The organism is Paraburkholderia dioscoreae (genome assembly GCF_902459535.1).
Classification (GTDB): Bacteria; Pseudomonadota; Gammaproteobacteria; order Burkholderiales; family Burkholderiaceae; genus Paraburkholderia; species Paraburkholderia dioscoreae.
The window spans coordinates 310,282-334,817 of record NZ_LR699553.1 but is presented as its reverse complement, the minus strand read 5'-3'; the positions used below and the strand labels follow the sequence as shown (position 1 = coordinate 334,817).

The following is a 24,536-nucleotide window of genomic DNA, read 5'->3' as shown; positions in this document are numbered from 1 at the left end:
GAGATCTATTCCTTCACGTGCATGGTATCGAGCACGCGCTTGCGCAGGCGCGTGTCGTGCAACGCGCCGGCTGCGTCGAGCACCGGATAGGCGGTCGAGCAGAATAGTGAGTTGAGCCGCTTCATGTCGCTGATCAGATCGAGATGCAGTGCGCTGGTCTCGATGCTTCGCAAGGTTTGCCCGGCGAGCCGGTCCAGATGGCGGTATGAATAGGCGCGCTCCAGATCGCGAAAGCGCTCCTTCTCCGCCAGCAGCCGCTCGGCACACCGCAAGTCGTTGTTCAGAAACACCGACAGGCCGAGCTGCAGGTTGCTGACGAGGCGTGCCTGCAAGTCGTCCAGTTCACCCAGCCCTTCCTCCGAAAACGACAGCCGGTGAGCGATCTTCTTTTCCTCGATGTCGCCCACGATCCGCTCGATGATGTCGCCCGCATGCTCCAGGTTGATCGTCAACGAAATGATGTCGGTCCAGCGGCGGCTATCGGCTTCGTCGAGCTGCTCGCGCGAGATCAGCGTCAGATAGGTTTTGACCGCGGCGTAAAGCTCGTCGACGTCGTCGTCCATGCGGACCGTTTCTCGCGCCTTGTCCAGATTGTTGTGATGGATCAGGTCCGCGACATTGTCGAGCATGGTGCGCACGATGTCGCCGATCCGCAGCACCTCGCGCGCGGCGTGCGCGAGCGCGAGCGTAGGCGTGGACAGCGCGGCGGTATCCAGGTGGAGCGGCCGTAGCTCGCCGTTCGGCACCGGCCGGTCGGGCAAGGCACGCACACAGATGCGCGCCACCGGATCGATCAGCGACAGGCACGCGCAGCAACGCAGCGCGTTATAGATCAGGTGAAATCCGACGGTTGCTTCACGCGGATTCGCGATCAACACCGGCAATCCGCGCGCGAGCAGCGAGGCGAACGGGAGGATCAGCAATGCGCCGGCCAGTTTGAACGCAAAACTGCCCAACGCGAGCCGCCGCGCCGCCGCGTTCTGTGCGACGGTGCCGAGGAGCGCGAGCAGGCCGCTGCCGAGATTCGCGCCGATCACGAGGCACAGCGCCACCTTCAAAGAAATCACACCGGATGAGGCAAGCGTCGCGGTCAGCAGCACGGCGGCAAGGCTCGAATAGGACAGCATGGCAAACGCGGCGCCGACCAGCGCGTCGAGCATGGTGTCGCCGGTCAGTGCACCGAACATTACGCGCACGCCGGCGCCTTGCATCATGGGCTGGGCGGCTTCGACGATCAGACGCAGCGCCAGCAGGATCAGCCCGAGGCCGATCAGCGTGCGGCCGGCCTGGCCGAGACGGGTCTGCTTGCGCGACAGAAAGAGCGGCACGCCGAGCAGAATCAGGATCGGCGACAACCAGGATAGATCGAGTGTGAGAACCCGCGCCATCAATGCGGTGCCGACGTCTGCGCCGAGCATGATCGCGAGACCGCTGGTGAGCGGTAAAAGTCCTTGCGCCGCGAACGACGTGACGATTACCGCGGTGGCATTGCTGCTCTGTACGAGACTCGTGACGCCGACGCCCGAGAGGAACGCCCGCCAGCGGCTACTGGTGCTGCGCCCCAGCACGCTGCGCAGATCGGCGCCGAGAACCCGCAGGATGCCGGTGCGCACAATGTGTGAACCCCACACGAGGAGCGCCACACCAGCCAGAAGGTTTAGGAGAATCAACATAAGGCACTGCGCATCCGTTCCTGCTGCCATGACCCGAACCGCGTGCCGCGCGAACCGGCACCGGGGCGTATATGACAGTAGTGTTGCACATTTTTGCCATATTGTAATTTTGTGCGTTTAAATATACGCTCGTGCAAAGCTGTGGATTGCTGTGTGCCGGCTCATGGTCAGTCATGCATGGAGTTCGACCACACGACCACTTAAACACAAGGACTCTGGATGAGCCGCAACCTTGCGCTGTTCGACCTGGATCACACGTTGCTGCCGCTCGACAGCGATCAGGCGTGGGCCCACTTCATTGCTGGACTGGGTGTGGAAGGCGCCGTGCGGCACGCGCAGGAAATCGACGATTACTACCGGCAGTATGTGGCCGGCACGCTCGATATGGCTGCCTATCTGAACTACACGCTGGCACCGCTCGCCCGCCACTCGCGCGAGCAACTCGACGCGTGGCACGCGCAGTTCATGCAGCAGGTGATTGCACCGGCCATCCTGCCCGCCGCGCGTGAACTCGTGCAACGCCATCTGGACGCAGACGATCTTTGCTGCATCGTCACCGCCACCAACGTGTTCATCACGGAGCCGATCGGCAAGGCGCTCGGTTTCGAGCATCTGCTGGGAATCGAGCTCGGCACCGAAGGCGGCGATCCATCGGCGCGCTTCACTGGAACTGCTGTCGGCACCCCCACCTTCCGCGAAGGCAAGATCGCGCGCACCGAGAGTTGGCTGGCTTCGCTCGGGCATCGGCTGCAGGATTTCCACGAGAGCTGGTTCTATAGCGATTCGATCAACGACGTCCCCTTGCTGGAGCGCGTCACCCATCCGGTCGCGACCAATCCCGATCCGCGCTTACGCGCCGTCGCCACGGAACGCGGCTGGCCGGTGATCGAGCTGTTTGCCTAAGCTTGCTTGGGCTCGGGCTCGGGCTTGCGTTTGAGCCTGAAGCTGAGCGGCAGCCGCCGCGCTACACCCGCCCCTTCCACGGCACGAGCCGCCGCTCCAGCGCACGCATGCCCAGATCGAAGAACCACGCGATCAGCCCGATCAGCACGATGCCCATCACCACCACGTCGGTGCGCAGAAAACTCGAGGCGTTCAGCACCATCTGACCCAGCCCCGCGGTGGCCGCGACCATTTCGGCGGCAACCAGCGTGGTCCAGCCGAAACCGATAGCGATACGCAGGCCGGTCAGAATCTCCGGCAACGCCGCCGGCAAGACCACATGCCGCACGATCTGCGAGAAACTGCCGCCCAGTGAATACGCCGCATGAATCTGCTCGATGGTCGCGCTGCGCACGCCGGCACGCGCGGCCATCGCAATCGGCGCAAAGCAGGCGAGATAGATCACGACGATCTTCGCCGTTTCGTCGATGCCGAACCAGATCACCACCAGCGGCAGATAAGCGAGCGGCGGCAGTGGCCGGTAGAACTCCAAAGGCGGATCGAGCAGGCCGCGCGCGACCCGGCTCACTCCCATCAGGATACCGACCGGCACGGCCGTGACCGCAGCGAGCGCAAACGCACCGAACACACGCAACGCACTCCAGGCGAGATGCTCGGAGAGCGGCAAGCCACCTTGAATGCGGCCATGCCACGCATCGATGAACGCGGCCCATACGGCTTCGGGCGTCGGCAGAAATAGCGGCGGCAACCAGCGCAGATGAGTGGCAAGCCACCACAACGCCGCGAGCGTCGTGACCGAGACCGCACTGAGTGCCGCGGTCGGCCCTTCGCCGGGCAAACGCCAGCCGCGTACGGGGCGCACGGTCCGCGGTGGCCGCTTGCCCCTCTCGGCGAGCGCCACATTGCCTAATGATTCACGCGAAGCCGTCACGACACCACCTCTTCCTGATTGCGCTCATGCAGGCGGCGCACCAGCCGCTCGCGCCATTCGATGAAATCCGCCGACGACTTGACCGCGCGCGCATCGCGCGTCTGCAGAAAACGCTGCGCGAACGGCAAGTCGTAGCTATCGGCGATGCGGCCCGGACCCGGCGTCATGACGACGAGGCGCGTCGCGAGAAAGAGTGCCTCTTCGACGCTGTGCGTAATGAAGAACACCGTCTTGCGCGTGCGCCCCCAGACGTCGAGTACGAGTTCCTGCATCGACTCGCGTGTCATGGCATCGAGCGCGCCCATCGGTTCGTCCATCAGCAGCACTTGCGGATCGCTTGCCAGCGCGCGGGCGATCCCCACGCGCTGCTGCATGCCGCCCGACAGCGCATAGACCCGCGAGCGCGCATGCCTCTCGAGTCCGACGAGCTTCAGCATCTCGAGCGCAATGCGCTCGCGCTCCCCCCTGGATACGCGCTGAAAACGCAAGCCGAGCGCGACGTTGTCGAGCACGTCGAGCCACGGCATCAACGCATATTTCTGGAACACCACACCGCGGTCCGCGCCCGGCCCGAGAACAGGCTCGCCGTTCAGCCGCACCTCGCCTTCAGTCGGCTGGATGAAGCCCGCGATGCAGTTGAGCAAGGTCGTCTTGCCGCAACCCGACGCACCCAGCGCAACCACAAACTCGCCGGGCTCGATGCGCAGATCGACATCGGCCAGCGCGACATGCGGCGCCGCGCCGCGCGTGCCTTCATAGGCGACTTGCAATTGCCGTATTTCAAGACCGCTCATCGCCGGACCTCGTGATGCTGACTGGAGACAGCGCGCGACGCTCAGTGCGCCGCGCGTTGTACGAACTGCGGATCGACGCCGGTCGAGTAATCGGCCAGCACATTCTGGATCGTGCCTTGCGTCTTCAGAAACGCCGCGGTGGCAGCCAGCGACTTCGCCGCGCCCGATTGCGCGCCGCCGCCAAGCCATGCGTTCGAAGCCTGCTGGGCCAGCGTCGGGAACGCATACAACGCGAGGCTCGCCGGCACTTCCTGCGCGTTGGCGCCGGACTCTTTGGCGACCGCCTCGACCTGCGGCGACGTGGCCGTCCATGCGGAGGTGTGGTCGCGATAATTCGCGTCGGTCGCGGCGAGCACCTTCACGAAACGCGCGACGAACTCGGGGTTCTGACTCGCGAACTTGCGATCAACCACGAATCCGTCGAAGGTCGCCTTGCCGGTCTGCTGCGCGACCTGCCCTGACGTGATGAGCACCTTGCCGTTCTTCTTGACCTTGGCCAGCACGGGATCCCAGATGTACGTTGCGTCGATATCGCCGCGCTCCCACGCCGCCGCGATTTCAGGCGGGCGCAGGTTGACGATCTTGACGTCGGACGGATTCACACCGGCGCTCTGCAACGCGACCAGCGTATGAAAGTGCGAGGTGGACACGAACGGCACGCCGATCTTCTTGCCTTTGAGACCGGCGACGCTCGTGACATTGGAGCCGTCGCGAGCGACCAGCGCTTCGGCGTCGTTGATATTATCGAGAATCCAGAACAGCGAAATATCGACGCCCTGCGACAGTCCTGCCGCGATCGGGCTCGAGCCGGCTTCGCCGAGTTGCACCGAGCCGGAGGCGAGCGCGCGGATCACGTCGGCACCGCTGCCGAGCTTGCGGTAGGTGACCTTGTAGCCGGTGGCTTTCTCCACTTCGCCGGTGGCCTGTGCGTAGCGCCACGGCACCACCATGTCCTGATACGCGATCACGACTTCTTTGGTGTCGGCGCGCGCCGCGGAAGCAAACGGCGCGGACAGTGCGAGCAGCGTAGCAAACGCGGCAAGCGAACGGCGGAAGCGGTTCATCGGAAAGCCTCTTGAGTAGGTAAGGTTCGGGAGGCTTTCGACTATAGGCAGTTTGTTCGCGGCCGGTTCTAATTAATCCGCGATTGCTAATCACGCTGTTTTAGCATTGCTTTTCACGCTGGGTTGGTTAGCGGCGACTGTTGCTGCGGGCAGTCGAACGGTTCCAGCGAATGATGCGGCTCGCGGCGCCCGTGCGCAAGCTGGCCATTCGGCAAATTGACTCTAGCCGACCGAGGCAGGATCATCTTTGCGTTGCAAAACTTCGCATTCCTATGATCGAATTTTTTAGCCGGCTTAGCTGGTTGTTTTTCAACGTCGGCGTGCCGGTGTGTGCGCCTTTTGCGCTGCTTCCCCTGTTGAGCTTTTCGCGCTTTTACAGGCAGTCGTCGAAGGGGATTGCGATACGCACGGTCGAGGACGGAGCGGAGATTGATGTGGACATCAGTGATCATGACCGCAACGATAGGTGCCACTTTCGCTCTATCTCATTATTCGTTAACCTAACTAATTTAAAAATGTCTGAGCTATACTTTTAAGCCCGTCTAACAGGGAGAACTCAAATGCCCAATCTGATCGACCACATCATGGAGAATCGTGAGCTGCGTTATCGCATCATCGAACTCGCCATTCCTTTTTCCATCATCGGCGGAACGATGTCCTCGATCTGCATGCTGCTCGCACGGTATTACCGGTGACTCGCAGGTGCGGATCAACCGCGTGTGATTCCAACACTCAATGTTTGACCGCCCAAAAGAGAAAAGCCTGCAACACATGCAGGCTTTTCCCAATCTGACAGACAGCTAGCTAGCGAAGATACTCAGACCACGCCGGCTCCATGCGCCTGCAAGTCGGCGTGGTAGCTCGAACGAACCATCGCGCCCACGGCTGCGTGCGTGAAACCCATCTTGTAAGCTTCTTCCTCGTACATCCTGAACGTGTCCGGGTGCACGTACGAGCGCACCGGCAGATGGTGTTCCGACGGCTGCAGGTACTGGCCGATCGTCAGCATATCCACGTCGTGTTCGCGCAGATCGCGCATCACTTGCAGAATCTCTTCTTCGGTTTCGCCGAGGCCGACCATCAGACCGGACTTGGTGGCCACGTCAGGATGCAGTGCCTTGAAGTCCTTCAGCAGTTTCAGCGAATGCGCATAGTCCGAACCCGGACGCGCTTCCTTGTAGAGGCGCGGCACCGTTTCGAGGTTGTGGTTCATCACATCGGGCGGTGCGGCATTCAGAATGCCGAGCGCGCGATCCAGACGGCCGCGGAAGTCCGGCGTCAGAATTTCGATGCGCGTCTCCGGTGAAAACTCGCGCGTCTGACGGATACATTCCACGAAGTGGGCCGCGCCGCCGTCACGCAGATCGTCGCGGTCAACGCTGGTGATCACCACGTACTTCAGCTTCAGCGCGGCGATTGTGCGCGCGAGATTGCCCGGTTCATCGGCGTCGAGCGGATCCGGGCGACCGTGGCCGACATCGCAGAACGGGCAGCGGCGCGTGCACTTGTCCCCCATGATCATGAAGGTTGCGGTGCCCTTGCCGAAGCATTCGCCAATGTTCGGGCAACTCGCCTCTTCACATACCGTATGAAGATTGTGCTCGCGCAGAATCTGCTTGATTTCGTAGAAGCGCGAGTTGCCGGTGGCCGCTTTCACGCGAATCCAGTCCGGCTTCTTCAGCTTTTCGATCGGGATGACCTTGATGGGAATACGGGCGGTCTTGGCTTGCGCCTTCTGCTTCGCGGTGGCGTCGTAGGCAGCGGGAGCCGGCACGGCATCAGGGGAGGGAGAAGCTGCGAGGTTCGCGGTAACGTCAGTCATTCGTTCGGTCCAGTCAGGCGGTAAGTGCACCGGCCTGTGGTTGGGCGACGGCCGCGGGACTGCCGTCGAGGTTTGCGGTGAGACATGATGCAAAGGTACGGGCCACGTCGTCCCAGCCGGCGGTTACGCCGAGCGTTGCCATATCGACTGTTTCGAGCCCCGCGTAGCCGCATGGATTGATGGCGAGAAACGGTCGCAAATCCATGTTCACGTTCAGACTCACGCCGTGATAGCTGCAGCCGTTGCGGATTTTCAAACCCAGCGCCGCGATCTTGGCGCCTGCGTGCGACCCGGCGGCCGGCCCGGGCGCCACATAGATACCGGGGGCACCCGCCTTTCGTTCTCCGGCGAGATTATACGCCGCAAGCGTGTCGATCACGGCTTGCTCGATCCGCGTGACCAGTTCCCGCACCATCAATTTGCGACGGCGCAAATCGAGCAGCAGGTAGGCAACCACCTGGCCGGGGCCGTGATACGTGATCTGCCCGCCCCGGTCGACTTTGACCAGAGGAATACCGCTGTCAGCGGCCAGCAGGTGGGCGGGATTGCCCGCCTGGCCCAGCGTGAAAACGGGGGGATGTTCGACCAGCCAGATTTCGTCGGGGGTGTCGACGGTGCGCGCGTCGGTGAACGCGCGCATGGCTTCGAAACTGGCTTCGTAGGGTTCGGTGCCGCGCCAGCGCAGCGTGAGCGGCGCCGTAGCGGGTAAGAGGGTCGGAGAAACCGGGGCGGCACACATGATCCCGTCAGTTTACCGAAATCTGGGAATCCCCGCCGGGAGTCGGCGCGTGGAAGCATCGCGTCGGTGCCGCATTGCCGCGCCTGGAAGGGCAAATCGCCGTGGCGCGGCGGCGGCGCCGGCAATGCCAAACGCCGCCGCGCCGTGGCGCCAGCGGCGCGGCCAGACCTTGGTGCAGCGCCATTCGGCCAAACCAACGCGCTGGCGGCGCCAGTCAAACGGTACGCCAACCGCCTCGCACACGTGCCACCAGCCGTTCGCCGATGCGGGCGAACCAGTTCAGCGCGCGCTCGTCGCAACGCGTGGGCACTGAAAACGCCACTCTTGCCTGCGTGTTGCCTTCAGCGCTCAGCCACAGCCGTTCGCCGCGCCGAAGCCGCAGCGTATGACCGGGTTGCAGCCAGTAGTCCTCGATATCGTCGCTGCGCGTAACCCATACCGCACCGCCGCGAACGACCAGTCTCGTGCTGCGCGCCACCTTCAGGGGAACCGTGTCGCCGCTGCGGATTTCAAACGCGATGCTAGAGGAAATTTCTTGCATGATGCCCTCGCCAAAAATCGTTTCGTGACTACAATCCTAGGCGTAGCAAGGGTTTAAGCAAAACGATCTATTTTCATCTCTATGTGAGAAATTTTGTCATGGACCTTCGGCAACTACCCGCGCTGAACGCGATCAAGGCATTCGAGGCCGCCGCCCGTCACGAGAGCTTCTCGCGCGCCGCCGACGAACTCTTCGTCACCCACGGCGCCGTCAGCCACCAGATCCGCGCGCTGGAGGCTGAACTCGGCGTCTCGCTGTTCGCGCGCGACGGCAAGCGCGTGCGGCTCACCGAGACCGGCCGGCGCTACGCCACACATGTGCGCGCCGCGCTGATGGCGCTCGCCGACGCCACCCGCCAGATCCGCGCGGGCGACCGCGAGCGGCGGCTCGTGGTGTCCATGTTGTCGTCGTTTGCGGCGCGCTGGGTGACGCCACGCGTCGGCAGCTTTATCGAGGCGCATCCGCAGTGGGATCTCGAACTCTTGTCCACCAACGCGCTAACCGATTTCGCGCGCGACGACGTCGACGTGGCGATCCGTTTCGGCTTCGGCAAATATTCGGGGCTACATTCGGAGTTGTTGCTGGAGGAGATCTTCTTTCCCGCCTGCGCGCCGGACTTCAATGGCGGCAAGCTGCCGAAAACGCCCGCTGATCTGGCCAAGGTTCCGCTATTGCGTTCCGACGACGAACTCTGGCGCCCCTGGTTCGACGCCGCAGGCCTCACCGACTGGCCCGAACCGAAGCGCGGCGTGCTCTACCAGGATTCGTCGAATCTGCTGCAGGCGGCCATCGACGGCCAGGGCGTCGCGCTCACGCGCCGCTCGCTGGCCATGCACGAAATCGCGGCAGGCCGCCTCGTGCGCTTGTTCGACGTGGATGGGCCGAGCCCGTGGCAGTACTACTTCATCTGTCCGCCGCAGATGCTCGAAACCGCCCGTGTCAGGGCATTCCGCGACTGGGTGTTCGAGGAGGTGGGACGCTTCAGGCAGCTTTTCGACCGGGCTTGCGAGGTGGGGCCAGCCGCAAGCGCCGATATGGCGGCGGACGCATTGCGCGCCACGCCGTGAAACAAGGCGCCGGGCCAGGCTTTACAGCACCACCTTCACCATTGGGTGGCCGGTGAGCGCGCGGTAGATGTCATCGAGCTGCTCGCGGCTCGTGGCGCGTACCGTGACCGTCAGGCCCGTGTAGTTGCCGCCGCTGGAAGGCCGCATCTCGACTCGCGAAACGTCGACTTCATTGTCGAACTGCTGGACCACCGTGACGATCGTCTCGGCGAACTCGGGATGCGATTTGCCCATGATCTTGATCGGGAAATCGCAAGGAAACTCAAACAGTGATTCGTTCACGGGACTCATTCTCTACTCCTTGCTGCGCCTCGCGCGCTTCCTGGGCCTTGGCTCGCTGATAAGCCGCGTACAGCGCTGCAAAGACCGCACCCGGCTTGCCCTCGCCGACCGGCTGGCTATCGAGCCGTGTGACCGGCAGCACTTCCTTGGTTGCCGAACTGACAATGATCTCGTCCGCCGCGCGCAGTTCGGCTTCGCTAATCTCGCGCGCTTCGAAACGGATACCGCATTCGCCCGCCAGTTCCTCGATCAGACCGTAGCGAATCCCTTCGAGAATCTTGTGGCTGCGCGGCGGCGCGGACAACACGCCGCTCTTCGCCACCCACACGTTCGACGACGACCCTTCGGTCAGCATGCCGTCGCGAAACTGGATCGTTTCGAACGCGTCGTTCTCCGCAGCGTATTGCGCCATCAGCACGTTGCCCAGCAGCGACACCGACTTGATGTCGCAATTGAGCCAGCGGCGGTCTTCAGCGGTGACGCAACGCACGCCTTGCGCGCGCTGCGCCGCGTCCGGCAGGTTCAGCGGCGTGACCATCACGAACACGGTCGGCTGGATGCCGGCCGGAAACGCATGGCCGCGTTTCGCGACACCGCGCGTGACCTGAATATAGGCAATCGCGTCCTGATCGGCGCGCAAACCGCCGTCCGCCTCGTTCGCCGCGACCACCTGCGCGATCAGCGCGCGCCAGCCGGCGTCGTCGAACGGATTGACAATGCCGATCCTGTCGACGGAGCGCGCGAGCCGCGCCAGATGCTGCTGGAAACGGAACGGCGTACGGCCGCCCGCATGCGCGGGGTGCGCGTACAGCGGCGCGACTTCATAAATACCGTCGCCGAAAATAAAGCCGCGGTCAAGAACCGGCACACGCGCTTCGGACAACGGCACCAACTCGCCGTTCAGATAGACAATCGGATCGGACGAAACATCGGAAACAGCGGTCATCGCAATCAGGCTCTTACTTCTTCTTGTTGAACATGAGCATCAGCGAATCCCACACGCGGCCGACCACCCCGGCTTGCGGCACGGCCTGCAAGGCCACCACCGGGAACTGCGCCAGCACCTTGCCGTCGGCGACCAGCTTGACCGTGCCGACCTGCTGACCGTTCGCGAGCGGCGCGATCAGCGGATCGATCTGCTCGATCTGCGGCTTCACCTTGTCGCCCATGCCCTTCGGCACCGTGATGTACTGATCGCTCTTCACGCCGATCTGCACGGTGTCCTGCGCACCCTTGTAGACGCGCGGCGTGCCCACCACCTGATTCGCCTTGTACAGACGCACCGTGTCGTACGCGCTGTAGCCGTAGTTCAGCATCTTCAGGCTGTCCTGCACGCGGTCGTGTTCCTTGGTCTCGCCCATCATGACCGAGACGAGGCGGCGCGACGCGTCGGTCGTGCCCGGCAGCGAACGCTTCGCGCTCGCGATCAGGCAGTAGCCGGCGGCTTGCGTGTGGCCGGTCTTCAGACCATCTACCGTCGGGTCGATCCACAGCAGGCGGTTGCGGTTCGGCTGCTTGATCTTGTTGTACGTGAATTCCTTGACCGAGAAGATGTTGTAGTAGTCAGGGAAGTCGCGAATCAGACGCGCCGACAGGATCGCGAGGTCGCCCGCGGTCGTGTAGTGCTGCGGGTCGGGCATGCCGTTCACGTCGGCGAAATGCGTGTGCTTCATGCCGAGGCGCTGCGCTTCCGTGTTCATCATGTTGACGAACTGCGACTCGCTGCCGCCGACCAGTTCGGCCAATGCGATCGCGGCGTCGTTACCCGACTGGACGATCATGCCGTACACCAGATCGTGCACGGTCACCGGCTTGTTCGCTTCGATGAACATGCGCGATTCGTCGGTCCGCACGCGGCGCACGGCTTCGCTCGGCATGACCGTCTGGTCCATATTGATTTTTTTCGTCTGCAGTGCTTCGAAGACGAGGTACGCCGTCATCAGCTTGGTAAGCGATGCGGGTTCCACGCGCTCGTCGGCATTGCCCGAGGCGAGCACCTGGTTGCTGGTGGCGTCGACGAGCACCCACGAGCGCGCGTTCACCGCCGGCGGCGGCACTTGCGCGAACGCCGTGCTGGCGGCGAGCGTAGCCGGCAACACAATGCCGAGAGTGACGGCACGCGCAAGCGTAGGGGAAACGAAGGAAGCAACAGAAGAAGGGAATGACGTGCGGCCGGAGGTGGAGAAACGCATAGGGTCGATTCGTGCAGAAAAATACATCGCGCGCAGGGCGCATTGTTTGGAAGAGCCGGTCGGCGAGCGTCCGGCCGTAAAAACGGCACGGCGCCCATTGGACTTCCGGCCACGCGATCGGTTCGCGCAGCACGCCCTGCATCCGGCACCGCTGCGGCGAAAAGATACTACGCGTCGCGCGAACTGCCGGATGGGCGGCGCTGCGCCCAAAAAAGAGTCGCCATTATACGCGTGCTCTCCCGGCAACTTTGCGCGAGAGGCGGCGATAAATTTGCGTTTGTGCGTACCTGTACCTCGGAAAACGCATGCCGCGCGCCACTCACCGCCACGCGTCGACGATGATCCGCTTCAGAACGTGCAGCTTGCGATGCAGAAAATGCTCCGCCCCCGGAATCACGACAACCGGCAACTCCTGCGGTCGTGCCCAGTCGTAAACGGATTGAATGGGAACCGTCTCGTCGGTTTCACCGTGAATCACGAGCGTGTTCTCCGGTACGGGGGCCACGTCCCAGCGGCTCGCTGCGGTGCCGACGAACACCATTCGCTCGATCTCCTGACCTTCTTCACGCAGTTTCGCGGCCACGTGCGACAGCACGAACGTGCCGAACGAAAAGCCCGCCAGCACGAGGGGCAGATCGGCCTGACCCGGTTCGGCCCGCATGTGATCGAGCACGGCGCGCAGATCGTCGCGCTCGCCGATGCCCGCGTCATGCTCCCCCTGCGTCTCGCCGACACCGCGAAAATTCGAGCGATAGGTCGCGTAGTTCAACTGCACGAGCGTGCGCGCGAGCGTCTGCGCGACCTTGTTGTCCATCGTGCCGCCGAACAGCGGATGCGGATGCGCGACCAGCGCAATGCCACGCGGCGCGGCGCCGCTTTCGCGCGTCTCGTCGGGCAGATCCACTGCGACCTCGATCTTGCCGATCGGGCCGTCGATCAGATATTTCTTCGTATATGCGTTCATGGCGAGGCTTATTGATCGATTTTCAGACGCTCGACAATCTTGCCGTTCACGAGATGCGAGTCGACGATTTCGTCGATGTCGCTCTCGTCGACGTACGTGTACCAGACGCCTTCCGGATACACGACGAGCGTCGGCCCGAGCTCGCAGCGGTCGAGGCAACCGGCCTTGTTGATGCGCACCTGGCCCGGACCTGCGAGACCGAGTTTCTTCACGCGTTTTTTCGCATGCTCCTGCATCTCCTGCGCATTGCAGTTCGCGCAGCTCGGGCGCTCGGCGCCGGGCTCGCGCTGATTGAGACAGAAGAAGACGTGGTACTTGTAGAAGGAATCCATGATGTCCGGGGGCCGAAACTGCCAGGGTGAGAATGGCGCTGCATGCACAGCGGCGCGCCTGTTGTGCGAACGATTATAACGAGCAGGACTGGTGGTCGCTGATGGCGGCTGCGCCTCGCGTGCGTTTCGCGTGCGTATTACGTGCGCGTCCCGCCCGCTTCACACCAGCTTCACGCGCGCGCCATGCGCCGCTTGAGCCACGCCTGCTCGACGACATATGCCAGCCATACCAAAGCCGCATATGGCCAGACCCAGGCGAGCCAGTGCGCCAGACCGTTGAAGTGCAGATAACGCCCTTGCCGCCAGTCGGCGAGCACGGCGTCGAAATATGGATTCACGGGCAACAGATTGACGAACACCAGCGCGACCGTCAGCGCGCCGCCTGCCAGTGCCGCGCGCGACCGGCGCCGCAGACGCAGCGCAAACAGCGCGGCCGCGGTGCCGCACACGAGCCCCGCGAGCGCGCCGGGCGTGGCCCAGTCGAACGCGAGACCGGACTGCGACTGCAGAAACGTCGCGCCGACCTTCACGCACAAGGTCACGAAGATAAACAGGAGCAACAGACGCACGCGCGGCGCATGCCGGCGCACCGGCAACGACGCCAGTGCGAGCGCGGCGAACAGGTTGAGCGTGGTGAGCACGGCCTCCCAAACGTCGTCGGGCATCCAGGCGGCGGCGAGAGCCGGCCAGGTGCCGACGTGCCAGCCCGGCGGCGTCCACGCGAGCAAGGCGTCTTGCGTCGTCGAATCGAAACGCAGCCATAGCGCGCGCGGCCAGTTGCCGAGACCGAACAGGCGCGGCGCCGGATACATCGTCGCGAACGGCCATGCTGCGACCAGGCATGCGAGCGCGGCGCGATCACGCTCGAACCACACGAGCCGCGCGCGCCGCAACAAACCGCGATCGAGCAGCGCACCCGTTGCCGGCGACATGATCGCGGCACCGAGCAGCGCGCCGAGCGCATTGGCCGCGAGATCGAGGTTTGAGGCGACGCGCGTCGGCAGATAGGTTTGCACGGCTTCCATCACGCCGGACAGCAGGCCGCCGAGCACGAAGGCAAGCGCGACCGCCAGCGTGCCGCGCCAGCGCGGGTAGACCGCGAGCACCACCAACGCACCGAACGGCATATAGCCGAGCACGTTGGTGACGACGTCGAACGCCGTCAGGTACTGCGGCATGGGATCGGACAGATAGGCAAACGGACCGAGACCGAGCGAGCGCCAGCCCGAAAACGGATACCACGAACCATAGACGATCAGCGCGGTATAGAGCACCAGCGCCTGCCGGGCAAGCACCGACGGGCGGCGCAGCCAGGGTCGTTCGCTCATGCAGCGCTCCGTTGCGTGCGCTGCGAGCTGGTCATTGCGCGGCGACCAGCGCCTGCACGCCGAGCCACGCGCCGATCTGCGCGACCAGATCGTCGCTGGCGGTGGCGAGTGCCTGGGCGCCACCGGCGGCGTCCCCCGAACTGGACGGCGCGCGCGCGATGAAGGTGCGCTGGCCGATCACCCTGCTGCCCTGCGTGAGCGTGGCGCGCGCGGTGACTGCGGCATGACTTTCGGACCGGCTGTCGAAGACCTGTTCGAACTCGCTCAGCTCGACCTTCAGCACCGGCGCGGACACGCCGTCGGCACCCGTCAGCACCGTGCCGCGCGAGCTGAGCGCGCCACGCAGACGCTGGGTCAGCAACTGCGAAGGCATCATGGTCCAGTGGCTGTTCGCGTAGGACGCGGTCTGCTGTGCATCCGCGTAGCTGAGGCGGTACATCAGCTTGTCGGACTCGAGCACGTCCGGCGCGGTCACATCCAGCACCTTCACGGCCGGCGACGTGCCCGCGGACGCCGCCGGAGCCGGCGGCCCGAAATCGTAGCGGACGTCCGAAATGGCCGCGGGCGTGCCGGCGCAGCCCGTGGCCAGCACGCCGAATGCGAGCAGCACCGCTAGCGCGGCGCTCGAGGACAACAATCGGTGAATCGAGCGTGACATGACAATCTTCCTTTCTTCAAACCTTCGAAATCATCTGGCGGCGCGAGCGGCGGGCCACGTGAACCCTGCTTCGCCAGGGCCGGGCGCCGCAGCCGGAGCGCCGAACAGCACGCTGCGCGGGCTGGTGCTGAACGTATCGGCTGCGCGGTCCACCGAGCGCACCGCGGAGCGCACGTCTTCAGCGAGCGAATTGACGCGTGGCAAGGTGTCGTAGCCGACCCGCGCCGACAGTTCCTGCAACGAGCCGTTCATCGAAGTCAGCGCGTCACCGGCCTGCTGCGCCGCCGTGCCGACCTTGTTCAGGTTGGTCTCGAACGGGCCGTCCGGACGGTTCAGACCGGTGATCAGCTGATTGGTCGACGCGAGCGTGCGATCCAGCTGGTCGATCGTGCCTGGCAACTTGCCAGCAGCCGGCGCGAATTGCTGGGTCAACGTGGCGACGCCGTCCGCGGCTTTCTGAAGGCTCGCCGCCGTGCCTTGCAACTGCGCAGCCATTTCCGGCGACAACAGATTGTCGACGTCGCTTGCGACTTTTTCGAGTTTACGCAGCAGCACGTCGCCGCGTTGCTGCAGTTGATCGAGCAAGCCAGGGCGCATGGGCAACTGCGCCACCTGTTTGGCGGACGACGGCAGCGGCGACGTGTCGCGCCCATTGTCGTCCAGCTGGATGAAGGCAATGCCCGTCACGCCCTGGAAACCCAGGCTGCCGAATGTCGAATGGGTAATCGGCGCGTGCGTGTCGACGAGGATACGGATCAGAATCTGCCCCGGATGATCCGGATCGAATTTGATCGACTGCACCTTGCCGACGTCGAGCCCTCGGTAGCGCACCGCGGCGTCGGTATACAGGCCCGTGACGTTGGTGCGCGCAATCAGATCGTACGGCACCCGCACGGAACGGTCGACGTTGAACAAAAAAGCCGCCACCGCGATTGCCGCCAGCAGAACGATCGTGAAGAGCCCCGCCCAGAAGGCATGTGATTTGTTTTCCATTGTCAGGTTCCCTGGTTCACAGCGGCAATTCGGACGACGCCGGCTCGAGCGCCGCGCGCGGCAGCTTCGCACGGCGCTCCGGCGGCAACGCCTGCAATGCGCGCCGCCCACGCAAGCCGAGGAAATATTCGCGGATGAAAGGATGATCGACCGCCGCCGCTTCTTCGACCGGCGCGGCGACCAGCACCTTGCGATCGGCCAGCACCGCGACGCGGGTGGACAGCGCGATCATCGTGTCGAGATCGTGCGTGACCATCACCACCGTCAGGCCGAGCGCGCGGTGCAGCGCGGAGATCAGCTCGACGAATTCATCGGACGCCTGCGGATCGAGCCCGGCGGTCGGCTCGTCGAGAAAGAGAAGCTCCGGTTCGAGCGCGATCGCGCGGGCAATGCCCACGCGTTTGATCATGCCGCCCGACAGCGCCGACGGCATTTTCGACGCATGCTTGCACGGCAGGCCGACCATTTCGAGCTTGAGCATCACGATATCGCGCAACAGGTCTTCGGGCACCTTGCCGAGTTCGCGCACCGGCTGTGCGATGTTGTCGAACACCGAGAGCGACGAGAACAGCGCGCCGCGCTGAAACAGCATGCCGGAGCGGCTGCGCATCAGCAGCGCGGTCTCCGGCGAAATGGTCGCGAGATCCTCGCCGAACAGCTTGATGGTGCCGGACGAAGGCTGCTCGAGACCGAGAATCTGCCGCACCAGCGTTGTCTTGCCGGAACCCGAGCCGCCGACGATCGCCATGATCTCGCCGCGCCGCACTTCCAGATTCAGATGCTGATGCACGATGTTGCGGCCATAGCGCTTGGTCACGTCGATCACTTCGATCACCGGTTCGGCGATCGAGGGCACGGGCTGGCCGCGCACGGCCTGAGTAAGTGGCGCGATCATCCAAGCCCCACGTTCTGAAAGAGGATCGCGAACACGGCGTCCGCGAGAATCACGATCGTAATCGAGGTGACCACCGAGGTCGTCGTGCCTTCGCCGAGACTCTGCGAATTGGCCTTGATACGGAAACCGAAGTGACAGCCGACGATCGCGATCAGCATGCCGAAGACGACGCCCTTGCCGAGCCCGATCCACAGATTCGCCACCGGCACCACGCCCGGCAAAGCCCGCGCGAAGTAGCTCATGTCGATGCCGAGCACGATCTTGGCGGCCAGCGCGCCGCCGGTCAGCGCGATGATGTTGGTCCACATGACGAGCAGCGGCATCGCCACGCCGAGCGCAAGCACGCGCGGCAGGATCAGCCGCAGGCCATGCGGAATGCCCATTACGCGCATGGCGTCGAGTTCTTCGGTCACGCGCATCACGCCGATCTGCGCGGTGATCGCCGAACCCGAGCGGCCCGCCACCAGAATCGCCGAGAGCACCGGTCCGAGTTCGCGGATCACCGAGAGGCCGAGAATATTGACGATGTACTGGTTTGCGCCAAAAAGCCGCAGTTGCTGCGCCGACAGATAGCTCAGCACGATGCCGATCAGGAACGCGACCAGCGCCGTGATCGGCAAGGCCTGCGTGCCGGCGTTGTAGACGTTCGCGGAAATCTCGGTCCACGGCGTGATCTTCGGCTTGCGCGCGATCGCCAGCAGATCGAGCACGACGCGCCCGAGCATGGCCACGCCGCCGTACAGATGCTCGAAGAACGAGAAGATCGCGAGCCCCAGCCGCGTGAACGGATCGAGTTTGATCACCGGCTCGGCCGTCTCGCGCACGGTGTCGAGCAGGGCGATGCGCTCGAAAATGTCGCGTTGCGTATCGGTGAGCGTGGTGTCCGCCGGCATCTTGTGGCCCCACACGCGCCACAGCGCCTGGCCGCCCACGTGGTCCATCCGGTCGATGCGCGAGAGATCCCACCCGCCGATGCCTTCGGCGCCGACCAGTGACAGCAACAGGGGAATCACGTGCCCGGTAGCCCGATCGCGCGCGAGCGCTAGCGCCGTCCACTGGCCCGAGAGCCGGACGATCTTGCCTTGGCTGCCTGCCGCGACTTCGAGGCCGGGCGGAGTGTCGTAGTTCAAGGATCGCTGAATCTGGTTATCGGATTAGGGGCCATTGTAACGAAGGCGCGGCCGATGAACCGTCCACGTGGGCTCACCGGCTTCGCTGTCGCTACAATATGAGCCATGAACGCTTCCAGAACTCCCCCGCCGGCCGCTGCCGTAGCTGCGACCCAAGCCGATTGGCGCATCGACCGTGAGCGCGCCGTCGCCCTGTTCGGCCCGCACGCGCACGATTGGCCGATCGAAATCGTCGAGGAAACCGGCTCGACCAATGCCGACCTGATGGCCCGCGTCAAGGCGCTGCCACGCAAGGCCGGCGCGCTGCCGCGGCCGATCGTGCGGGTCGCGTATCTGCAGACTGCCGGGCGCGGCCGCCGTGGCCGTCCGTGGTATGCGGAGCCGGGCAATGCGCTGCTGTTTTCCGTGGCGTGCGTGCTGCCGCGTCCGCTCGAAGGACTCGCGGGTCTGAGCCTCGCGGTGGGCGTCGCGCTGGTCGACGGGCTGCGCTCGCTGCCGGTCGCCGGCCCCGGCCAGATCGCGCTGAAGTGGCCGAACGACGTCCTGCTCGAAGGCGACAAGCTGGCCGGCATCCTGATCGAAACGGCGTGGAGCACGGAAAACGCCAGCGCGGTGGTGATCGGCATCGGCACCAACGTCAAGGGCGCGGACGAACTCGCCGCCAAAGTGGGCGCGCTGAACGCCGCTACGCCGCCGCAAGCGCGCGGCACCATGCCGACCGCCCTGCAGCGCGCGCTGCCCAACGCCAATCTCACCGACACACTCGCCGCCGAGCTGAACGCGCTCGAACCAGCCTTGCAGCGCTTCGGCGCTGAAGGCTTCGCGCCGTTCCAGGCGCGCTGGAACGCGGTGCACGCGTACGCGGGCCGCGAAGTCGTATTGCTGGAACAAGGCGAAGAGCAGATGCGCGGCGTGGCAGCGGGCGTCGACGAGCAGGGTCAGTTGCTGCTCGATACCCCAAGCGGTCGGCAGACTGTGGCGACCGGCGACGTCTCCCTGCGTCTCGCCGACGGTGCTGCATGACGAGCGGCGCGCCCTGTTTGCTGATCGACGCGGGCAATAGCCGCATCAAGTGGGCACTGGTGCAGGCAGGCGGTTCGCAGATCGCGAGCGGCGCGCTGACGCACGGCGGCGAGCATCAGCCGGACTGGCTGAACCTGCCCACGCCGGGCGGTGCATGGTTGTCGAACGTGGCGGGCGAAAGCGTCGCGAAGCGGATTGCCGCGTTGCTCGAAGCGCGCTGGCCACAGTTGCCGCTCACGACGATCCGCGCCTGCGCGCAGCAATGCGGCGTGACCAACAGCTACGCTGCGCCGCATACGCTCGGCAGCGACCGCTGGGCCGGCCTGATCGGCGCGCACGCGGCGTTTCCGGGCGAACATCTCCTGATCGCGACGTTCGGCACGGCAACCACGCTCGAGGCATTGTGCGCGGACGGCTGCTTTGTCGGCGGTCTGATCGCGCCTGGCTGGACTTTGATGATGCGCTCGCTGGGCGAGCACACGGCACAACTGCCAACGCTCGACGCCAGCGCGGCCCGCGGCCTGCTCGGCGGCAGTACGCGTGACGCGGCACGCCGCGGCCCGTTCTTTGCAACCGATACGCCGCGCTCATTGTCCGCCGGTTGCACGTTGGCGCAAGCGGGCCTGGTCGAGCGCATGTGGCGCGATCTGCAGGACGAGTGGCAGGTGCCGGTGCGGCTCGTGGTCAGCGGCGGCGCGGTAGACGAAGTGGCGAGCGCACTGAAAGTGCCGCATACTCGCCACGATTCGCTCGTGCTGTCCGGTCTTGCGCTGATTGCTGCCGGGCGCGCGGTGGAACGTGGAACCTGAATCGCGACCACATGGATAGCGGCGGAATAACCACGGGACAACGGCGGCTCAACTTCTGGACGGGGAAAACCAACAATGCTGCGCTGGCTGATCGCCATATTGTTTCTTGCCAACATGCTGGCATTCGTCGCGGTGCGCGGCGTATTCGGCCCGACGCCCACAGCCGGCGGACGCGAGCCCAACCATCTGAACCGCCAGGTTCATCCGGAATGGTTGAAGGTGCAACCGGTCACGGCAGCCGAGGCCGCCGATCAGGCAGTGGTGGGCGGCCCGGCACCGGTAGCGCCGATCGCGGCATCTTCGCTGGCGCAGTAACGCCGGCCGTCGCACAGCAAGCAGGAGAGATTCTAGAAGCCGGCTCGATGCGTCACCTTAAGCGTGGCGCCATTGATACGACATTCAGCCGTTAGCCTTGTGTACGGACTTTGTTCAGCAATGCCGTGGTCGAGCGGTCATGCTCGAAGGGGATCGCCAGCGCCTTGCCGCCCCAGCTTCGCACAATGGCCGACTCGGGCAACGCGTCCATGTCGTAGTCGCCGCCCTTGACGAGCACATCCGGCCGAAGCGCCGAAATCAACTCGACGGGCGTTTTCTCGCCGAAGCACACCACGTAGTCGACGCTCTCTAGTGCCGCCAGCAAGGCCATCCGGTCAGCCTCGTTATTGATCGGCCGGTCGTCGCCTTTCCCGAGCATGCGAACCGATGCATCGCTATTCACGCCGACAATCAGACACGCGCCCAACGCCTTGGCATCCGCGAGATACGTGACATGCCCGCGATGCAGGATATCGAACACGCCGTTGGTAAACACCACCGGCGTGCTCAGCGAAGGACGCAGCGTCACGAGTGCATCGCGCGTAAGGATCTTGCGTTCAAAAGTAGCAGCCATGACGGAGTCGGAAAGAAACAGGGAAGTGCCGTCACGATACACGGCATGAAGCAAAAAAGCCCGACAAGCTCGCGCGTGCCGGACCTTTCTTCAAACTCTTACATCCGCTCGCGGCGAGCGCCGCGAACCGGAGTCAGGCGCTCGCGGCCATCAAGCCGGCTGTTCAGCCGACTTCTGCTCAGCCTGCAGACGCGCAACCACTTCCTTGCGGTAGCGGTTCAGTTCCTGCGCCGTATTGAACGTGCGCTCGAAAAGAATCGACAGGTTGTGCAGAATGCGCTCGACCACCTTCTTTTCCCAGCCGTCGTCGAAACGGATCTGTTCGTCGAGCCAGCGCTCGAGCCATTCCGGATCCGGCAGACGCGATTGAATCGTGTCGCGCGGGAACAGCGCCTGGTTCACGTGCAGGTTGGTGGGGTGCAACGGCTTTTCCGTGCGGCGAGCCGATGCCATCAGCACGCCGATCTTCGCAAACGCGGCACGCGCGATGTCGCCGGTTTGCGCCATCGCCTTCTTCATGTAGCGCAGATATGCGCCGCCGTGACGGGCTTCGTCGCGCGAGATGGTTTCGTAGATGTGCTTGATGACCGGCTCGGTGTGCCATTCGGCAGCACGGCGATACCAGTGATTCAGGCGGATTTCGCCGCAGAAGTGCAGCATTAGCGTTTCGAGCGGCGGCGCCGGATCGAATTCGAAGCGCACAGCGTGCAGTTCTTCTTCGGTCGGACACATTTCCGGTTTGAAGCGGCGCAGATATTCCATCAGCACCAGCGAATGCTTCTGTTCTTCGAAGAACCACACGCTCATGAACGCGGAAAAATCGCTGTCGTGGTGGTTGTCACGCAGAAACATTTCCGTGGCGGGCAACGCCGACCATTCGGTGATCGCGTTCATCTTGATCGTCGCTGCCTGCTCGTCGGTCAATAGCGATGCATCGAACTTGTCCCAGGGAATGTCTTTCTCCATGTCCCATCGAACGGATTCGAGCGATTTATAAAGTTCCGGATAAAGCATGGTGTTCATAGTCCCACCCCTGTTCTGCGCATACTGTCTGTGTCTGTTACTACTACATGTAGTACGTTTTGCTCACGACGAACGGATCGCACCAGGTGCGCGCCATTTTGCCGGCCAAGCATTCAATTTTACGCGGTAATCGGCCGCCCAGATGCACGTGGCGGCAAAGAAGTCCTGGCGTTTTGCGCATGCGCCCAGCCGTTTGTTACGCGCTGCGCGGCCAACCGTGGGTGAGGGATACCCGTGCCTGAGGTCGAGCCAGTTTGCGATGAAAACCGCACCGTCCAGCCCTGCGCCGGTCGTGCCGGCGGTGAATGGAGCAAGGGCGGTTGGATTGATTGTTTTCAACGCACGCCCAAAAGCCAAATAAAGCTTACACAATGATAGCACGCTGCCCTGACGGAACCCGCACCGTAGGAGGCGCAATTCCGGTGCCTGCCTGACCTTCCGCAAGAAAACGCGAGATTCGCGGAGTGTGTCGAAGATCGGGGTCAAAACCATGACAGACGCGAATTCGTCCTGGCATCCGGCGCCAGGGCGGCGGGTCGCGCCGCCGTGTTTCATTGCTCGCTTCAGACAGGTTTTTTCGTGGCTTTCGGGCTGGCGCTCGTGCTGCTCGTGCTGCTCGTGCTGGTTGTGCCGCTCGCACGCTTCGCCGAAGTCGATGCCCGTTTCGCTGCCGGCCGCGTGGCTGTGTGCTCTGAGCCTTGCGCGGGCGCCCGCCGCGCATCGCCCGTCGGCTCGCCGGCGGATGCCGAAGCCGCCTCGTCACCTGGCGTGGAATCCGTTGCCGGGCTGCCCGCCGCAGCCGCCGGCTGCGTCATCGCAAACTGGGCGATCTGGTTGAACTGGGATTGCAGCAGATTCCACCACGCGGACGCGTCGAATGGCGGCGTTGCGGGCGCTTGCTCTTCGTCGCCGGATGGCTCTTCGGCCGATGATCCGGCGCTCGCCGAAGCGGCCGCCGCCGGTGTCGGCGCCGCCGGATGCGGCCAGCCCGTCGCCGGCGCGGGACTCGGCGCTGCGGATGCCGCCGTGGGCTGCGCCATCGACGACTGTGCGAAGGCGCCGAACGCCCGCAATGTCGCGAGGGTCGCGCGTTGCACTTCGAGCGCCTGAATCGCGGACTGCAACATGCTCAGATTCAGCTTGAGCCATTGTTCGACCGCGCGCATGTCGGTAATGCGCTTGTCGAGTTCTTCGACATTCGTGAGCGGCGCCATCATGTCGGACATCATCGAGAGCGAGGGTCCGAGGCCGCCGCTCGGTTGCGCGCCGGAGAAAGCCGAGCCGAACGGCGACATGCGCATCATGCCCCACATGCGCTCGAGCATTTCGGCGGGCGGAAAACCGGGAAACCCGGGGAAAGGCGGCGTGGTGTCAGGAGTAGTCATGCTTGTCGCCTCGCTGCATAAGGTGAGAAAGGGGCGCCGTTGTGCGCGCGTCTGATTCGATCATACCGCGCGGGAGGTAGCATCACGAGGGCTCGCCGCCCGCTGCGCCGCCGCCGGACGGCTGCCCGCGCCACGGGTCGGCGCCGCCGAAATCCGGCGCGCGGCGCTCGCGCAGCGAGTTCACGCCTTCGCGTACATCCGGCCCGGCAAAACCCATGAATTCCAGTGCGAGCGACGTGTCGAACGCCGGCCCCGCCGAACGCAGCCAGTTGTTCAACGCGTATTTGGTCCAGCGAATCGCCGTTTGCGAGCCGCTGGCCAGCTTCTGCGCGACCTCGAAAGCCTTGGGCAGCAGATCGTTTTCGTCGACGGCCAGCGACACGAGCCCAATGCGCTCCGCCTCTTCGCCGCTCACCGGCTCGCACAGCATCAGGTAATACTTGGCCTTCGCCATGCCGCACAGGAGCGGCCAGACGATCGCCGCGTGATCGCCCGCGGCCACGCCCAGACGCGTATGACCGTCGATAATGCGCGCCGTCTTCGCCGCGATCGAGATGTCGGCGAGCAGGCCCGCGACGAGCCCCGCGCCCACCGCCGGCCCGTGCATGGCCGATACGATCGGCTTGCTGCAATTGATCACGTTGTAGACCAGATCGCGCGCCTCGCGCCAGACGCGCGCGCGCACGTCGAAATCGGTCGCCATGTCTTCGACGAGTTGCAGGTCGCCGCCGGCCGAAAATCCTTTGCCTTCACCGCGAATGATCGCGACACGCGTGTCGGGATCGCGGTCGATGTCGCGCCAGATTTCGGCGAGCTCGAAGTGCATGCGCGCGTTGGCCGTGGCGAGTCCGCTTTTGTTGGCGCCCTCGCCGTTCATCACGACTTCGAGCACGCCGTGCGGATGGCGATGCAACTGGAGCGATTGATAGTGCGCGTAAAACGCGTTGTTACCGTGTGGTGTCTGAGACATGATCAGCAATCCGTATGTCGGTGTCGGTGTGTCTGTTGGACCGGGCTGCGTTCATCGGGAGCGCCTGCAGACCCGGAGCTTCGCTAAGCCCCCAAAGGGCTTTCTGCGGAGCGAGAAAACCTGAAACAG

At 64.2% G+C, this 24,536-nt stretch carries 28 protein-coding genes; 6 read left to right on the top strand and 22 right to left on the bottom strand.

Features of this window, described 5'->3' with window-relative positions; genetic code table 11:
* Positions 1 to 5: 5 nt before the first annotated feature.
* Positions 6 to 1,673, bottom strand: coding sequence for a Na/Pi cotransporter family protein (locus PDMSB3_RS01580; protein WP_007179500.1), 1,668 nt, complete (start codon positions 1,671 to 1,673; stop codon positions 6 to 8).
* 219 nt (positions 1,674 to 1,892) lie between these two features.
* On the opposite strand from PDMSB3_RS01580, the gene PDMSB3_RS01575 reads away from it, so the two are divergent.
* Positions 1,893 to 2,576 carry an HAD family hydrolase gene (locus PDMSB3_RS01575; protein ID WP_007179501.1) on the top strand — a complete coding sequence of 228 codons (684 nt, stop codon included), beginning with the start codon at positions 1,893 to 1,895 and terminating at the stop codon, positions 2,574 to 2,576.
* Between the two features lie 61 nt (positions 2,577 to 2,637).
* Here PDMSB3_RS01575 and PDMSB3_RS01570 read toward each other — a convergent pair whose 3' ends face one another.
* From PDMSB3_RS01570 to tauA, 3 genes are read right to left on the bottom strand one after another with little or no spacing between them, the layout of a single operon-like run.
* Positions 2,638 to 3,507 carry an ABC transporter permease subunit gene (locus PDMSB3_RS01570; protein ID WP_165184357.1) on the bottom strand — a complete coding sequence of 290 codons (870 nt, stop codon included), beginning with the start codon at positions 3,505 to 3,507 and terminating at the stop codon, positions 2,638 to 2,640.
* Complete coding sequence (locus tag PDMSB3_RS01565) at positions 3,504 to 4,301, bottom strand: taurine ABC transporter ATP-binding protein (protein WP_165184354.1); 798 nt, start codon at positions 4,299 to 4,301, stop codon at positions 3,504 to 3,506. The genes PDMSB3_RS01570 and PDMSB3_RS01565 overlap by 4 nt, the downstream gene beginning before the upstream one ends.
* 41 nt (positions 4,302 to 4,342) lie before the next feature.
* Complete coding sequence (gene tauA / locus PDMSB3_RS01560) at positions 4,343 to 5,365, bottom strand: taurine ABC transporter substrate-binding protein (protein WP_007179504.1); 1,023 nt, start codon at positions 5,363 to 5,365, stop codon at positions 4,343 to 4,345.
* Positions 5,366 to 5,925: 560 nt separating this feature from the next.
* Here tauA and PDMSB3_RS38155 point away from each other — a divergent pair.
* The gene (locus PDMSB3_RS38155; protein WP_007179506.1) at positions 5,926 to 6,060 is read left to right on the top strand and encodes a hypothetical protein; all 135 of its coding nucleotides are present in this window, start codon (positions 5,926 to 5,928) and stop codon (positions 6,058 to 6,060) included.
* 122 nt (positions 6,061 to 6,182) lie between these two features.
* On the opposite strand, the gene lipA is transcribed toward PDMSB3_RS38155, so the two are convergent.
* The 3 genes from lipA to PDMSB3_RS01545 all read right to left on the bottom strand — a co-directional run bounded on the left by lipA (position 6,183) and on the right by PDMSB3_RS01545 (position 8,467).
* Entirely contained in the window at positions 6,183 to 7,187 is a 1,005-nt protein-coding gene (lipA, locus tag PDMSB3_RS01555) for a lipoyl synthase (protein ID WP_007179507.1), read from the bottom strand.
* 13 nt (positions 7,188 to 7,200) lie between these two features.
* Positions 7,201 to 7,926, bottom strand: a complete 726-nt coding sequence (lipB, locus tag PDMSB3_RS01550; protein WP_165184351.1) for a lipoyl(octanoyl) transferase LipB — start codon at positions 7,924 to 7,926, stop codon at positions 7,201 to 7,203.
* 214 nt (positions 7,927 to 8,140) lie between these two features.
* Positions 8,141 to 8,467, bottom strand: coding sequence for a DUF2917 domain-containing protein (locus tag PDMSB3_RS01545; RefSeq protein ID WP_165184348.1), 327 nt, complete (start codon positions 8,465 to 8,467; stop codon positions 8,141 to 8,143).
* Between the two features lie 98 nt (positions 8,468 to 8,565).
* Here PDMSB3_RS01545 and PDMSB3_RS01540 point away from each other — a divergent pair, with 98 nt between their 5' ends.
* Complete coding sequence (locus PDMSB3_RS01540; protein ID WP_007179510.1) at positions 8,566 to 9,534, top strand: transcriptional regulator GcvA; 969 nt, start codon at positions 8,566 to 8,568, stop codon at positions 9,532 to 9,534.
* A gap of 21 nt (positions 9,535 to 9,555) precedes the next feature.
* Here the strand turns inward: PDMSB3_RS01540 and PDMSB3_RS01535 are convergent, their stop codons facing one another.
* The 10 genes from PDMSB3_RS01535 to PDMSB3_RS01490 form a co-directional block, all read right to left on the bottom strand.
* Complete coding sequence (locus tag PDMSB3_RS01535) at positions 9,556 to 9,825, bottom strand: DUF493 family protein (RefSeq protein ID WP_007179511.1); 270 nt, start codon at positions 9,823 to 9,825, stop codon at positions 9,556 to 9,558.
* Positions 9,797 to 10,762, bottom strand: coding sequence for a D-amino acid aminotransferase (locus tag PDMSB3_RS01530; protein ID WP_007179512.1), 966 nt, complete (start codon positions 10,760 to 10,762; stop codon positions 9,797 to 9,799). The genes PDMSB3_RS01535 and PDMSB3_RS01530 overlap by 29 nt, the downstream gene beginning before the upstream one ends.
* A gap of 13 nt (positions 10,763 to 10,775) precedes the next feature.
* Positions 10,776 to 12,008, bottom strand: coding sequence for a D-alanyl-D-alanine carboxypeptidase family protein (locus tag PDMSB3_RS01525; protein ID WP_007179513.1), 1,233 nt, complete (start codon positions 12,006 to 12,008; stop codon positions 10,776 to 10,778).
* Between the two features lie 319 nt (positions 12,009 to 12,327).
* Positions 12,328 to 12,972: an alpha/beta hydrolase gene (locus tag PDMSB3_RS01520; protein ID WP_007179514.1), complete on the bottom strand. Its 645-nt coding sequence runs from the start codon at positions 12,970 to 12,972 to the stop codon at positions 12,328 to 12,330.
* An 8-nt stretch (positions 12,973 to 12,980) separates the two neighbouring features.
* Positions 12,981 to 13,304 (bottom strand): (2Fe-2S) ferredoxin domain-containing protein, encoded by a 324-nt coding sequence (locus tag PDMSB3_RS01515; protein WP_007179515.1) that lies wholly within the window; start codon positions 13,302 to 13,304, stop codon positions 12,981 to 12,983.
* A 170-nt stretch (positions 13,305 to 13,474) separates the two neighbouring features.
* Positions 13,475 to 14,632, bottom strand: coding sequence for a VanZ family protein (locus tag PDMSB3_RS01510; RefSeq protein ID WP_007179516.1), 1,158 nt, complete (start codon positions 14,630 to 14,632; stop codon positions 13,475 to 13,477).
* A 31-nt stretch (positions 14,633 to 14,663) separates the two neighbouring features.
* Positions 14,664 to 15,290, bottom strand: a complete 627-nt coding sequence (locus PDMSB3_RS01505) for an ABC-type transport auxiliary lipoprotein family protein (RefSeq protein ID WP_165184346.1) — start codon at positions 15,288 to 15,290, stop codon at positions 14,664 to 14,666.
* Between the two features lie 30 nt (positions 15,291 to 15,320).
* Entirely contained in the window at positions 15,321 to 16,283 is a 963-nt protein-coding gene (locus tag PDMSB3_RS01500; protein WP_165184343.1) for an MlaD family protein, read from the bottom strand.
* 16 nt (positions 16,284 to 16,299) lie between these two features.
* On the bottom strand, positions 16,300 to 17,178 hold the full coding sequence (locus PDMSB3_RS01495) for an ABC transporter ATP-binding protein (protein ID WP_165184341.1): 879 nt from the start codon (positions 17,176 to 17,178) through the stop codon (positions 16,300 to 16,302).
* Positions 17,175 to 18,308 carry an MlaE family ABC transporter permease gene (locus PDMSB3_RS01490; RefSeq protein WP_007179520.1) on the bottom strand — a complete coding sequence of 378 codons (1,134 nt, stop codon included), beginning with the start codon at positions 18,306 to 18,308 and terminating at the stop codon, positions 17,175 to 17,177. Before PDMSB3_RS01490 ends, PDMSB3_RS01495 begins: the two co-directional genes overlap by 4 nt.
* 105 nt (positions 18,309 to 18,413) lie before the next feature.
* On the opposite strand from PDMSB3_RS01490, the gene PDMSB3_RS01485 reads away from it, so the two are divergent.
* From PDMSB3_RS01485 to PDMSB3_RS01475, 3 genes are all read left to right on the top strand, one after another.
* The gene (locus PDMSB3_RS01485) at positions 18,414 to 19,331 is read left to right on the top strand and encodes a biotin--[acetyl-CoA-carboxylase] ligase (RefSeq protein ID WP_007179521.1); all 918 of its coding nucleotides are present in this window, start codon (positions 18,414 to 18,416) and stop codon (positions 19,329 to 19,331) included.
* Complete coding sequence (locus tag PDMSB3_RS01480; RefSeq protein ID WP_007179522.1) at positions 19,328 to 20,140, top strand: type III pantothenate kinase; 813 nt, start codon at positions 19,328 to 19,330, stop codon at positions 20,138 to 20,140. The genes PDMSB3_RS01485 and PDMSB3_RS01480 overlap by 4 nt, the downstream gene beginning before the upstream one ends.
* Before the next feature lie 75 nt (positions 20,141 to 20,215).
* Complete coding sequence (locus tag PDMSB3_RS01475) at positions 20,216 to 20,455, top strand: hypothetical protein (RefSeq protein ID WP_007179523.1); 240 nt, start codon at positions 20,216 to 20,218, stop codon at positions 20,453 to 20,455.
* Positions 20,456 to 20,546: 91 nt separating this feature from the next.
* Here the strand turns inward: PDMSB3_RS01475 and rfaE2 are convergent, their stop codons facing one another.
* The 5 genes from rfaE2 to PDMSB3_RS01450 form a co-directional block, all read right to left on the bottom strand.
* Complete coding sequence (gene rfaE2, locus PDMSB3_RS01470) at positions 20,547 to 21,029, bottom strand: D-glycero-beta-D-manno-heptose 1-phosphate adenylyltransferase (protein ID WP_007179524.1); 483 nt, start codon at positions 21,027 to 21,029, stop codon at positions 20,547 to 20,549.
* Positions 21,030 to 21,179: 150 nt separating this feature from the next.
* The gene (locus tag PDMSB3_RS01465; RefSeq protein WP_007179525.1) at positions 21,180 to 22,052 is read right to left on the bottom strand and encodes a ferritin family protein; all 873 of its coding nucleotides are present in this window, start codon (positions 22,050 to 22,052) and stop codon (positions 21,180 to 21,182) included.
* A gap of 63 nt (positions 22,053 to 22,115) precedes the next feature.
* Complete coding sequence (locus PDMSB3_RS01460; RefSeq protein WP_035517734.1) at positions 22,116 to 22,607, bottom strand: hypothetical protein; 492 nt, start codon at positions 22,605 to 22,607, stop codon at positions 22,116 to 22,118.
* 8 nt (positions 22,608 to 22,615) lie between these two features.
* Entirely contained in the window at positions 22,616 to 23,437 is an 822-nt protein-coding gene (locus tag PDMSB3_RS01455; RefSeq protein ID WP_007179526.1) for a PhaM family polyhydroxyalkanoate granule multifunctional regulatory protein, read from the bottom strand.
* Positions 23,438 to 23,519: 82 nt separating this feature from the next.
* The gene (locus PDMSB3_RS01450; protein ID WP_007179527.1) at positions 23,520 to 24,407 is read right to left on the bottom strand and encodes an enoyl-CoA hydratase/isomerase family protein; all 888 of its coding nucleotides are present in this window, start codon (positions 24,405 to 24,407) and stop codon (positions 23,520 to 23,522) included.
* Positions 24,408 to 24,536 lie beyond the last annotated feature (129 nt).